Annotated in this window: 11 protein-coding genes; 7 read left to right on the top strand and 4 right to left on the bottom strand. The window is 46.1% G+C overall.

Annotated features, from left to right (window positions below; genetic code table 11):
• The first annotated feature begins 7 nt into the window (after positions 1-7).
• From QJS83_RS04735 to QJS83_RS04710, 6 genes are all read left to right on the top strand, one after another.
• Entirely contained in the window at positions 8-682 is a 675-nt protein-coding gene (locus QJS83_RS04735) for a hypothetical protein (RefSeq protein ID WP_284607966.1), read from the top strand.
• Positions 679-1575: a 50S ribosomal protein L11 methyltransferase gene (locus QJS83_RS04730; RefSeq protein WP_284607965.1), complete on the top strand. Its 897-nt coding sequence runs from the start codon at positions 679-681 to the stop codon at positions 1573-1575. The genes QJS83_RS04735 and QJS83_RS04730 overlap by 4 nt, the downstream gene beginning before the upstream one ends.
• On the top strand, positions 1572-2333 hold the full coding sequence (locus QJS83_RS04725) for an RsmE family RNA methyltransferase (RefSeq protein WP_284607962.1): 762 nt from the start codon (positions 1572-1574) through the stop codon (positions 2331-2333). Before QJS83_RS04730 ends, QJS83_RS04725 begins: the two co-directional genes overlap by 4 nt.
• A gap of 11 nt (positions 2334-2344) precedes the next feature.
• The gene (locus QJS83_RS04720) at positions 2345-3124 is read left to right on the top strand and encodes an RDD family protein (protein WP_284607961.1); all 780 of its coding nucleotides are present in this window, start codon (positions 2345-2347) and stop codon (positions 3122-3124) included.
• Between the two features lie 5 nt (positions 3125-3129).
• Positions 3130-3597: a D-glycero-beta-D-manno-heptose 1-phosphate adenylyltransferase gene (gene rfaE2 / locus QJS83_RS04715; RefSeq protein WP_284607960.1), complete on the top strand. Its 468-nt coding sequence runs from the start codon at positions 3130-3132 to the stop codon at positions 3595-3597.
• Positions 3598-3745: 148 nt separating this feature from the next.
• The gene (locus tag QJS83_RS04710; RefSeq protein WP_284607957.1) at positions 3746-5593 is read left to right on the top strand and encodes a hypothetical protein; all 1848 of its coding nucleotides are present in this window, start codon (positions 3746-3748) and stop codon (positions 5591-5593) included.
• A gap of 70 nt (positions 5594-5663) precedes the next feature.
• Here the strand turns inward: QJS83_RS04710 and QJS83_RS04705 are convergent, their stop codons facing one another.
• The gene (locus QJS83_RS04705; RefSeq protein ID WP_284607955.1) at positions 5664-6533 is read right to left on the bottom strand and encodes a protein-tyrosine phosphatase family protein; all 870 of its coding nucleotides are present in this window, start codon (positions 6531-6533) and stop codon (positions 5664-5666) included.
• Positions 6534-6830: 297 nt separating this feature from the next.
• Here QJS83_RS04705 and QJS83_RS04700 point away from each other — a divergent pair, with 297 nt between their 5' ends.
• Entirely contained in the window at positions 6831-8198 is a 1368-nt protein-coding gene (locus QJS83_RS04700; protein ID WP_284607953.1) for a hypothetical protein, read from the top strand.
• Here QJS83_RS04700 and QJS83_RS04695 read toward each other — a convergent pair.
• From QJS83_RS04695 to QJS83_RS04685, 3 genes are read right to left on the bottom strand one after another with little or no spacing between them, the layout of a single operon-like run.
• A complete protein-coding gene (locus QJS83_RS04695; protein WP_284607951.1) occupies positions 8195-8977 on the bottom strand; it encodes a polyphosphate polymerase domain-containing protein in 783 nt (260 codons plus the stop codon). The two genes, QJS83_RS04700 and QJS83_RS04695, sit on opposite strands and share 4 nt — an antisense overlap.
• A complete protein-coding gene (locus QJS83_RS04690; protein ID WP_284607949.1) occupies positions 8974-10143 on the bottom strand; it encodes a hypothetical protein in 1170 nt (389 codons plus the stop codon). The genes QJS83_RS04695 and QJS83_RS04690 overlap by 4 nt, the downstream gene beginning before the upstream one ends.
• Positions 10140-11915, bottom strand: a complete 1776-nt coding sequence (locus QJS83_RS04685) for an HlyD family secretion protein (protein WP_284607947.1) — start codon at positions 11913-11915, stop codon at positions 10140-10142. The genes QJS83_RS04690 and QJS83_RS04685 overlap by 4 nt, the downstream gene beginning before the upstream one ends.

Below are 11915 nucleotides of genomic sequence, written 5' to 3'. Positions count from 1 at the left end.
TTTTCTTATGATGATCACAGCGATTCTTATGATCCTGTTTGGATTCACACACGAATCTAAAGCCGCCGACATCTCTATCGTCGATGTCCGCCGCAACATCACGATGGCTGAAGACGATCCCGTTTATAAAGATTTTTATATCAATGCCGGCCCCACTTCCGGATTAAAAAAGAATCTGGTGGTGACAGCCGTTCGTAAGATCAACATTCGCGATGCCAGCGGAGCCAACGCTGTCGGCGAGATTCTCGTCCCAGTAGGACAACTTAAAATTATCGCCGTCTATGATCGCGTCGCCGTAGCTCGCGAGTTCACCTTGCTTTCACGCGATGAGCTTCCGATGCTTGAACAAACGGGCATTATGGCGGGCGATCGTATCGAACTTAAAGGGTCTTTCATTGACAACTCCAAACCAAAACCTCGTAAGACAGCCTCTGAAACAGCTTTGCCTGCGGGCACAACCACTGTCGTGACGACGACGACAACGACGTTTGTTCCGTTGGCGGCAGCGGCACCAATTGTTCCGTCCCCGATGTCCCCTCCCCCGGTGACGGTCGCCCCTCAAGCTCCCGTGACAGTGGGCCCTGTAGATTCTGCAAAAGTGAAAGCGGATAGCCTCCTTTCGGCTCCCGCTGGAGAAATCCTTGAAAAAACGGCGGATTCTGGTAACAACACTCCCCTATGAGTGACACTTCGTATTTTCGTATCCGTTTAAGCCAGGTTCCTGCTGAACTTGAAGACATCATCACTACACACTGCTTTGAATGCGGAGCCTCTGGAGTTACAGAGGCTTTGGCTTTTACACAGCCGGATCTCACATACGATCCGCAACTTCTGCACGTTCGCGCGCATGAGATGGACGTGTTTTTTCAAGAGCGCCCAGGCTGCCAATTCTTCGATGGTTTGATTGAATACAATCCCGATATCAAGTGGCACATCTTCGAAGAAGAAACCAAAGACTGGCTTGAAGAGTGGAAAAAGGGATTCAAACCTTTCAAACTTGTCGGCGACTTCTGGGTTGTGCCTTCTTGGTTGCAGCCGCCTGCAGAGTGCAAGCACGCGATCTATATCGATCCGGGTATGGCGTTCGGAACCGGCACGCACGCGACAACGCAAATGATGGCGTTCTTCATTCACAAGCTCGCGGAGAAATACAAAAACAATATCGCTGACTGGGCGATGCTCGATGTCGGCACAGGTACAGCGATTCTAGCAATGCTCGCGCAAATGAGCGGCATGGGCTTGGTCACAGGCATTGAGATTGATCCGGAAGCTCGTCGTGTCGCGCGCGAAAACGTGAAGCTCAATCACCTTGAACAAATTGATATTCCTGAAACACAAATCGAAGACATTCGCGAGCAATACGATGTTGTCGTCGCGAACATCATCGATGGCGTTCTAATCAACATCAAAAAAGATCTTCTGCGCGTTTTAAAACCGGGCGGCCACATGCTTCTGACAGGAATTCTTGAGGAACGTGACAACCACTTCTTCGAGAAGTTCATGGAAAACTCGGGCCTCACTGTTATTCGTCGTCTTGAAAAAGATGAATGGGTCGGTTACTGGGTTCAGTCATGAGACGCTATTGGATTGAAAAAAAAGATCTCTTCCAAAATCAAGTGAACTTCACGGGCGATGTCTTTCACCACATCTTCGATGTCTGCCGTCAGGATGTCGGATCTAAATTTGAAGTCCTCACCGAAGACAGCAAAGCATATTTTGTCGAAGTCACTCAGGTAAGCAAAAAATCCGCGACGGCGCAGATTCTGGAAGAGCGCTCGATTCCGCCCTTGAAAGAACCGCACATCCATGTCGCTCTTTCAATTTCCCGCTTCCCTGTGATGGACGCCATCATGGAAAAAGCTGTGGAGATGGGCGTGAAGAGCATTCAACCGTTCTTTTCCGAATTCAGCTTCCTTCGTAAAGAAGATAAACTTTCTGACAACAAGGTCGAACGTTGGGAAAAGATTGTCCGCTCTGCAACCCAGCAATCGGGTCGCGGCGACCTGATGATTATTCGCCCTGCCATTCCTTTCGAGAAAGTTTCAGGTTTGATTAACCGAAACGAAGGCAAAGTCGGTCTATTCGCTTATGAGGGTCCGTCGACTCTAAGCATCAAGGAATATATCAACAAGGTAAAAGCCGAAAATCCTCAAGGGATCAAAGAGGTTTGGATTATTGTAGGCAGCGAGGGTGGCTTCTCTCACGGCGAAGTCCAAGAATTCAGCAAACTAGGCCTTCATCCAGTGACCCTCGGACCCCAGGTTTTGCGAGTTGAAACGGCTTGCATGGCTCTGGTATCAGTCCTAAAGTATGACTTTGATCTGATGTGTTGAAAGGAGAGGGAATGGATCCCTTCGAGGAATTTGAGTTTAAGCCGCTCACGGACGGTCTTGGTTTCCACAAAAAGAAATCATCAACTCCTGCCAAAGACGAAAAGTCTGCGGACTCTTTTTCTAGCACCATGATTAAAAATCAGGGCTTGGAACTCATCGAAGAAACTTCGACGGATCCGTTGCGCCCGCCTCTTCCACGCAAAAAGTCTTCGCCGATCCCACAAGCTCCGGGTTCCCTGACTGAAGTGGGCGGTGACGGGACAGCAACTGGCGCCGTTGACGAAATTCTTAAAACTCTGCAAAAAAACCGTCACTTGGATTTTGAATCTTCCAAACAGAAGATTTCGCAAACAACAGCAAAAGAAGAGTACAAAAAAACTATCTGGAGCTTTTCGGCTGCTTTGCTTGACGGCATGTTAGTGATTGCTTCAAGTCTTCTCTGCATGATTCTTCTTTTAGTCATCACAAAAGTGGACTTGATCGGCAACCTCACGAATCCAGATGCGCAAGGCATGATCTATCTTTCAACTTTGGCGATGTTTGGCGGCGTGGCTTTCATCTATCTGGTTTTGAATCGCATTTACTTGGGATGCACTCCAGGGGAATGGGCTTTCGATCAACGCATCGGTAAACCGGAAGAGCTGAATAAGGCGATGTTCTCTCTCAAGGTAGTAGCTCGCTCCTTCTTGGTGGTGGCTACAGGTTTGATCGTATTCCCTGTTCTTTCTCTTCTTTTCAATAAAGATATGGCGGGCTCTATCACGGGCGCGCAGCTTTACAAAAAGGCCTAACGACCATGGGACAAGTTCGCGATTTGAATTCTATTGAAGCGACCTTGGCCCCTTTGCGCCAGCAGGGAAAGAAAGTCGTTTTTACGAACGGCTGCTTTGACCTTCTTCACGTCGGACATGTTCGTTATCTTCAAGAAGCTCGCAATCTCGGAGACATTCTTGTTGTCGGTGTTAATTCCGATGCGAGCGTGAAACGTCTAAAAGGACCTACTCGCCCCGTACAAATTGAAAACGACAGAGCTGAGATCCTCGCCGCCCTGAACGCGGTGGACTTCACCGTTATTTTTACGGAAGACACGCCAGAGAACTTGATCCACAAAGTCCGTCCCGACATTCTTGTCAAAGGCGGCGACTGGAAGATCGAGCAGATCGTCGGCGCTCCCTTCGTTATGAGCTACGGTGGAAAAGTCATGTCCTTGCAATTTGTTGACGGCAAATCCACGACAAAGCTGATCGAAAAAGCTCAAAAGTAATCTCCGTTCCAATAATCTCAATCCGAAAACTAAGACAGAATCCAGAAAACGGACGCCAGTTCGATTTAAATAGCGTTTCACGCCGTTTTACCGTGGTCCAACAACTGCTTTAGGGGAAGGCCATAACCAAACCCTCAAGGAGTTTAAAATGAAAAAGTTCATTCAACCGTTAATCGCTCTGAGCCTTCTTTATTCAGCCGCCTGTTCCCAGAAAGGCGGTTCTCAGGAAGAGATCGTGTCCCAGCGTACGAATATGAAATCTGAAATCTCGCTCAACAATGAAATGATTGGAGAAATCGAGCGCACGGTAGCCTCTGAAGCTGATATTGAAAAAGCCCGCGAGCGCAAACGTGCCTCCAGTCTTTTACCTTTACCTATTTCACCCGATCATAATGCAACGGTTTTCAAAGTCAGTGGCCTGGCTGACGAGAATCAATATCTTGTCGCACCTCGTGTGTATGTTTACTCGACCCAAACGAACACATTGCCTAAGAACTCCCAAGATGAAGTGATGATCCCTTTTAACATCGCCATCATTGACGGTCTTTCTGCTAATATAAACACCGTCGAGTTCAACGGAAATCAATTCAAGGTTCCACAAGCCTTGCGTGTGACTGACTATGACAATCTTAAGGCGGAAATAATCAATAAAGAAAAACTGAATGCGGAAGGGTTCAATATTGGAGTTCTTCCCGGATGTCCTTCACGCATTTCTATCGTCGCAGCAGGAACTTACTATGATGTTACTCCTAAGGATCTGCGCGAATCCGACTATTGTGAGTTAAATACGCCGTTCACGGTTCACCTCAAAGTTCCAGCCCCAACGGCCCAATACATTCTTGGAACTGCCTTGCGCTCAAATCTCGTCGACATTGTCGTTAACTATGCTGTCATGGCACCAGTGCCCGTCAGTCAGATGTCCGTTAAATTCGATAAGGAAAAACTTTTTGAATCCATTCAGATGAACCTCACAGCTAAATATCCTCCTTACGCTGAAGCTGATGTGCGAATTGCTGTAGAAAAAGTCATGAAATCCAGCCGCATGAATATTCACATTCAAGGCGATTACAATGAACAAATGAAACTCATCGTGCAAAAGGCCATCGAAACCTTCTTTGTGCCTTACAAGCCAGACCCTAAAGTGCCGGCTCCTAGCTCGTGCAACTCGGCTGTATGCTTGAATATCAGTTATACGGCTCAGTCCTATAAGGAATATTTCTCAGTTGAATGGACTCAATCAGAGAACATGAAAATTGAAAAAGTCATCCGTATTGGATCGAAACTTCAACCCATCAATGATCAAACTGTAACTATTGGACGCGACAAAAAATTAAATACCTTGGATGCCATCGAGTTTACAAACATGAATCCGAATCCAGTCACGAACCCCGGCAATGTCTATTCTGTGGGCTTAACTCCGCAGCGCGGAAATATGGTAGAGTTCATTCCAACCGTATATGCCTGGGAACGCCGCGATCGCGGCGAAGAGAAAGAGTTAAACAGCCGCGTCTGGGAAGATTGCACAGGGCGCGTGGGCTGGGAGAATAAATGCAGTTATACAACGAGAATCGAGTCTTTGCGAACAAGAGAATTCTCAGGCGAAGAAGTATGGGTAAAAACTGAAAATCCGTTGGGCTCAGTTCCCCGTCTGATGAGTGGAATCAAAGCTTACTTCCGATTCTCAAACGGCGAAAGCCTAGAGTGCCCTATCGACGTGATGGAAGGTTTTAATCAAACAGACAGAAGGGTCATTAAAATTGAAAACACACCGCAATGCCACCTGTTTGATAATGGAAGAACTACTATCACCGACTTCGGACTTATTAACAGCACAAGACTGGACAACATCACTTATACCGCAGGACAAAGATATGTGACTAACTATGGAAAGGATTGGGACAAGTACAAGACGGTTACTTATTCTCCGGAAGTTCGTATCGCAGGAATGCTTAAGCTGATTGGCGCAGGATTCATCTCAGTTTCAGAAATCAAGTAAACGAAAAAAGGTACGGACTTACTTTTGGTAGAGCATGTGCGCTACCAAAAGTAAGTCCGTACCTAATCGATTATTCTTGAGGGCAGATTAAAGCTCTTTCCGCCGCTGTGATAGAATACTTCACAAGCGGTTTGAATTCACGAAGTCTTCTGCGGATGCTATCAAAACCTTTGTTGTTACCATCCGTATTTTTCATCCAGTAAGCGTCCGCTTTTTCGTTGCTCCAGCCGCAGAACTGCTTCAAGACGATTCCAGAAATCAATCCAGAGGAGTGCCAGCCGTTCCAGCAGTGTGCATAGATAGGACCGTCGAGTTTACCCTTAATACGGTCGTAAACCATTTGCAGAATCTTTTCTTTTTCACCAGCCGCTGCGTACTGTTTGTAATTCAACTTATGATCCTGGTGCGAAGTATCTTTACAAGACACGCTTTTCGGAGCCGTGTTGAAATTTTCAGAGTAAAGATAAACGGCCGCAGAGAAGTCTTCTTTACAGAGGTTGTTCAAACCCACTGTCGGCAAAGGATTTACGTTCGAACGAGGCGTGCTGAGATATTTGTTGTTAGCGCCACCACGGTACATAACCCCGTGAAGAACCACGCGGAAATTGCGTGTGCCGTAAAGCTCATCCACCCCTTGACCTTTGTTATCAGTCAATTTGGCAAAAGTGTTTTCAAGCTCGTATCTGTCTTTGTATTTTTTAACCTCTTGATCGAGGCGAAATCCATTCTCCACCACGGGAGCTTCAGTTGAAGGAGTTTCAGGTGAAGTCGTCTCACCGTTGTTATTTCCGTCTTGGGGTTCCTGCCCCAGAGTTGATTCATCGCCGGGAAGCGATGCGAGTTGATCACCAAGATTCCCTTTCGCACATGCAACAAACTGGACCGCAATAAGGGAAAGCAAAATAAACTTTGTGAGTGTTTTGTGGTTTTGTTTTTTCATTCCTTCATCATGAAGGAAGAATGTCAAAAATCACAAGCTTGCTGGACCGTAATTTTTCGAATGCGAGGTCATTCAGTGACAAAGTTCATTTTTTAGTCCGCAATATTGACGAAAAAGTTCAACTTTAGTCCTACTCGTGGAAATGGATTTCGTTTTGTGGAATTTTTTTGCGGGGTTCGCCGAGGGAGAATTTCATCAATACATTTCTTTCCATCTCATGATTGTAAGGTGTCGTCCCTAGTCTTTGTTCATATAAACACATTTAACTCCAACAATAATAACGAAGGAAACGACACTATGAAATCCTTGGTCCTCTCGAAAATCGTCGTCATTGCGCCGATGACTCTGTCTTTTTCCACCGCCTTAGCGCTCAATCTTAGCGAGCTTCGCGGTGATGCCCGAACGGAGTATCGCTCTCCTCAAGGCCTTACCGAGCTTTGTGTTATTTCGAAAAAATATCCCGGCGGAAAATATAAGAACGGCGATATCGAAAAAGAACGCCAGCTCTGCGCATACAACTTCTATACGAACATGGGTATCTGCCCAAAATACAACTCGACGAACCCGGCTATTTTGATGTTACAGCCTAACGCCAAATACAGCAAACCGGCTATCGATGCCTCTAACTGCAATTTAGACAAAATGGATGTGAAGACAGAAGCCAAATTCAAACAGAGCATTACCTGTTCGCACACTCCGTCGATTTTATCTTACTATCATGTCTCGCGCATTCTTGGCGGAGTAGGACGCGTGCCTCCGACGGTCATTCGCACAATGGATAAATCCATTCATCAAAGATTGACTGTCAAAGCGAACAATTACCTGCGTGGAAGCCGCGAAGAAATAGCGCAAGCCTGGCGCATCTTCGCTGATTGGCATAAATCCCCGCGTTTACATCCGAACGTTTTCGACAATTCGCAAACCCAGGTTTTTGGCGCTTTGAGTGACAACGTCAAGAACGAAGAAAAATACATGGAAGTCAGCGGGCGTGGCAGTTATGAAACTCGTTATGAGCGTTTCATGAAACAGGCTCCGTTCTTGCGCGTTTCCAGCGCCCAGTCCGTGGCACAACTTGCGGGTTCCACGAATTTTAAGAATGTCGCGCAGACAGCTTTGCAGATGAAGGATGTCTCTGACATGATCCTTTTGGACACTCTGCTCAATCAGCAGGACCGTATCGGCAATATTCACTACAAATTCTACTGGTACTATCTTGACCCACAGAATCCCGGAAAAATTCAAAGAGACAAATCAGACGCCGAATGGGTGAACGAGCAACTTGTAGTTCCACCGCAAGAAACTCAAAAGATGGCTCCGTACCAAGCGGCTCTGGTAAAAGAAATGGTCTTAAAGGATAACGATTGCGGCATTTCCAAAACGAATATGATGCGCAAGTATTCCGTACTCGAAAAGGTTCGTCATATGAGCTACCAGACATATAGAAATTTTCTGGCGTTTCACCAAAGCTTGAATACGCAAGACTCGCGCGATTATTTCCAACAAGAGCTGCTGTTCTCTTCAGCGGAATTTGCTTCTTTGCAACAGAATGCCGCGAAGGCCCGTCAAATTCTTGTAGAGAAATGTCAAAGCGGCCAACTGAAGTTTGACGTCGACTTGGAAAACTACGTTCCAGGCGCAAACTTGCCAAGCGTTTCTTGTCTTTAACGATAGAGACTCCCCGGCGATAACACGTCGGGGATGTTTAAGTGCGTGGCCATGGAGTTTCCGAATTTGGAAAAATTGCCACCCACAAGCTGGAAATGTCTGATCATCTCGACCATCCATACCGGAATCTTTTTTTCGCATTTCAATTCCAGAATCACATTGCACCCCGGCTCTTCGAAAGAGTCTGGATGGTCATAATGGCAAAGGGCCTTTTCATCCGGCACCACACACCACTCGTTCTTTTCCTGATAACGAAGGTCACGATCAAAGGTCACTCGGGCATAGTCGTCGACGTGGGAGATATAGGCCTTACGGCGATACTGGGTCAAAATCACAGGTCCCACATTATAAGTTATCTTCTGACGCAGAAAATCCTCGAGGTTCGCTTTTGACGATTCGTCGAGCCCTTCCGGTATCATGTCGTTTTCCAGGATCTCAATCCAATTTTCAGAAACTTTAGCTCTTTTCTTTCGAACAAATTCACGGATCTTGTACTTGGTTTCGAAAAAATAGGGAGGCTTCGGATCGCTTCCGTAAGAACGAATGCGCATATTAAAGTTAAAGGCGTTCGCTCGTTCTTTAAACTGCAGAATATACAAAGCCGGAGTATCCAGATACAAACTGTTAATCACGTAAAAGTGATCAGGAGATATCTCGGAATAATAATCCATGTAACAATACGCCTCCACATACCGAGAGATCGGTTCGATCAGCTCCTTCGGAATCAAATATTTCAGCTCGTATCGCTCCAGACTTAAGGGAGAAACTTGCGTACTCATGGCTGATCCTTCGCCGCCGTTTGCACTAAATAATTCGGTTCCGGATGTTTAATCAGGATTTCACTTTCAAGAAGATAATCAATGTAAAGATTCGTGATCTCTTGCTGTTGATTGAGCAGTTCAATTTGTTCTTCCTGCATCGAAATCTTCCGCTCGATATTGGCCAAAGGATCTAAGCTCCCCGGCGCGTTCGACATAGGCAGTTTTTTCGCCGCTCCATAAATATCGATAAGATTGAGAATTTGAACTTTCAAGGTTTGCAGGCGATCCGTAGTCTCTTCCAAATCCCGCTGTTTCAAGGCCCGTTTCAAAGTCAAATCATTGAGCTTCTGTTTTGCCAATGTATCGTAACCCAAACCGGGAATCTGAATATTAATTCCCAGCTTGTACTTTGTTTCATCGTCGTTATTAGACTGACTGACCTCAAAAGCTTTAATCCATTGATGATCTCGACCGCGAACAATTTCCAGTTCTTGGGTCATCTGGTTGATTTCTTCCTTTGCCAGTTTTTTTGTTAAAGAATCTGTCCCGGAGGAATGTCCCTGCAAAAACTCTGAAATTTTCTTTACACTAATCAAGTTAATCGGCTCAAGTTCTGTGGATTTTTCGTTTACCACCCAGACTTCTAATTTTTTCCGCAAAACTTCTTTTTCTTGCTCGAGAGCGTTTTTGAGGCGCTGAAATTTATAAAGATCTGTCTTCGCCGAAAGAAATGATTTCGATGAGCCTCGGCCCGCCTGCAGCGCCAGAGTTTGCGCCTTAAGATATCCATCGGCAAGACGAATGGCCTCATCGACATATTTCATTTTCTGCCGATTCAATTCCACAAAAAGCAAAACAGTGTAACGATTGCGAAGCGCCCACCCGAGAGAACTATCTTTAAGCAGGTGGGAATCCGTGTCCTTCTTTTGCTCTCCCAGCCGCCATTCCGGCCACGACTTAAGCTGAAACTTAAGGCCAAATTCCGTTTCGCGATCGCTGTTTTTACTATTAGATTCCGTGTTTACAAAACCCTCCACATTGCGCAAAGGATTGCGGGAATCCACGGATTCCATGCCGTCATAGGAAAGATAGGTTTTATCATTCCACGCCGTTTTCAAAACTTGTTCAGACGTCAGAGCTTGCGCTTTGACACCCATCAGAACTAAGAACAAAACAAACATCACAGAGCCCTTTTTCCCACATAAGGAATGGAAACAAACTTGCCGCTCTTCTTGTTGTCAAAGACACCGTAGAGCTGGCGTCGGCCCGGATGCATTGCTAAACCCTCGAGTTTGTCGACGTCAAATTCTTGCAGAAGCTCCGCTGTCTCGAAGCCTTTGGGAATGCGCCAAACAGCGCTGCACTTCGCCCCACGGCAAGACGTTGAAATAAACATGTCGTCACCCTCAAGAACCAAGTCCGTTAAATAGAGTCCGTTATTTTTTTGCGGCAATTTCATTGAGAACTGCGAGGCCACGCTGACGTCGGCTGGAGCTATTTTTCCTTTTCCGAAAATGCGGTCGAAATTTTTAATTTTTAGAATAAGTCCTTGATTCTCGATGAGGATCGGACGCTTAAGAGCCAAATAAAGATCGCCGTCTTTCACAGAGTGCGCTTCAACTTCAAGATCGTCTTTTTTTGTGCCCAAGGAACGACCTGCGATTTCTCTTAAAACCGGATCGCTGGACTTTTCGAGCGCCGAAAGAAGTGCCTTGCGCAGATCCACTTCTTCGACAAGCTCAAACTGCATTCCTTTTCGCGCGACCTTTACAAAAAGCTGCCGCTCTCTTTTGAGTTTTTCTTTTTTCGTCGCGGACAGAGAACTGAGAAGATAAATGTTGTCGTTCGCAGCCGAGATGGACTCGATGTCCTCCATATGTTCAAGGCCCGAAATAGGCAACATTTGTTCTTGAATAGCTCCATTTTCATCCATCAACATAATCATAGGACGGTCATCGGGGTAATCATCAGAGATCAACGCAAACTTGCGAAGTTCTGCAAGATAAACGATACCGGAAATTTCGGGATGAAACTGATCCGTGATATTCATAGGAATCTGAATGTCCATCGTCACAGAGGCGGCATCCCAGCTCTTTTCGCTTTCGTCGGCCTGAGCAGTGCTGAACAAAGTAACTCCCCAGGATTTTTGGACGCTGACTCGTTCACCTAAAAGAAATTCATTCTCTGTCGGAATCTTGACGGTGACTTCACGTCCCCATGCCGGCAAAGTTTGGATGCGCAGCAGGCGATCGGGAATCTGAACAATGCGGGAACCGACGCTGACCACTCGTCCCTGAACGGTTTTTCCGCCAGAGGAAGAAACTTCGACGATTTGTCCAACCTTGATCGTCGAGCGCAGGTTTTCATTCACATATCCATTGACGTAGCTGGGATTGATCGGAAGAAGAGTCAACAACGGCGCAAAGGCCGGTGCTTTCTCGCCGCTTTTGAAATTCACGGCACCGACGGCACCATCGACCTCGGCAAAAACATAAAGATTGCGCAAACGATTTTCGATTAAGTCGATTTCGCGTTTGGTATCCGTGATATCAACCTGAAGCGGATCCGCTCCTTCCGAAAGATACACTTTGTCTCGCGCCAGCTCCGATAATTGTTTACGCAGCTTCATTTCCGCGATGAGCTTATCGTATTTGGAACGTAGAACTCGCAATTGCAAATCCAAATCCGACTGACCTAGTTCCAAAAGCAAATCGCCTTTTTTAACGATCTGACTGGGAATGACGTGCACGTGCTTGATCTCGACAGAATCTGAAAAATTCACCTGGTATTCTCGGGACTCGGCAACCCCTAGTATACTCACCGATTCAGAACTTAAAACAACGCCTAAAGTAAGCACGAGAAAGACAGCGGTACACCAAGAAAAGAAAAGAAGTTTATTGTCTGTACCTACGATGTCTTGAAAAAGGGAACGAACAACCGACTTGAATGTTTTCAT

The sequence above is a fragment of the Bdellovibrio sp. 22V genome (assembly GCF_030169785.1).
GTDB lineage: Bacteria > Bdellovibrionota > Bdellovibrionia > Bdellovibrionales > Bdellovibrionaceae > Bdellovibrio.
Note: the sequence above shows the minus strand (reverse complement) of the source record. Positions and strands in the feature narration are given on the sequence as shown.

Bases quoted from the DNA above. Each gene is read 5' to 3' on its own strand.
- QJS83_RS04735 (WP_284607966.1), top strand. From the start codon at position 8: ATGATGATCACAGCGATTCTTATGATCCTGTTTGGATTCACACACGAA.
- QJS83_RS04730 (WP_284607965.1), top strand. From the start codon at position 679: ATGAGTGACACTTCGTATTTTCGTATCCGTTTAAGCCAGGTTCCTGCT.
- QJS83_RS04725 (WP_284607962.1), top strand. From the start codon at position 1,572: ATGAGACGCTATTGGATTGAAAAAAAAGATCTCTTCCAAAATCAAGTG.
- QJS83_RS04720 (WP_284607961.1), top strand. From the start codon at position 2,345: ATGGATCCCTTCGAGGAATTTGAGTTTAAGCCGCTCACGGACGGTCTT.
- rfaE2 (WP_284607960.1), top strand. From the start codon at position 3,130: ATGGGACAAGTTCGCGATTTGAATTCTATTGAAGCGACCTTGGCCCCT.
- QJS83_RS04710 (WP_284607957.1), top strand. From the start codon at position 3,746: ATGAAAAAGTTCATTCAACCGTTAATCGCTCTGAGCCTTCTTTATTCA.
- QJS83_RS04705 (WP_284607955.1), bottom strand. From the start codon at position 6,533: ATGAAAAAACAAAACCACAAAACACTCACAAAGTTTATTTTGCTTTCC.
- QJS83_RS04700 (WP_284607953.1), top strand. From the start codon at position 6,831: ATGAAATCCTTGGTCCTCTCGAAAATCGTCGTCATTGCGCCGATGACT.
- QJS83_RS04695 (WP_284607951.1), bottom strand. From the start codon at position 8,977: ATGAGTACGCAAGTTTCTCCCTTAAGTCTGGAGCGATACGAGCTGAAA.
- QJS83_RS04685 (WP_284607947.1), bottom strand. From the start codon at position 11,915: ATGAAAACATTCAAGTCGGTTGTTCGTTCCCTTTTTCAAGACATCGTA.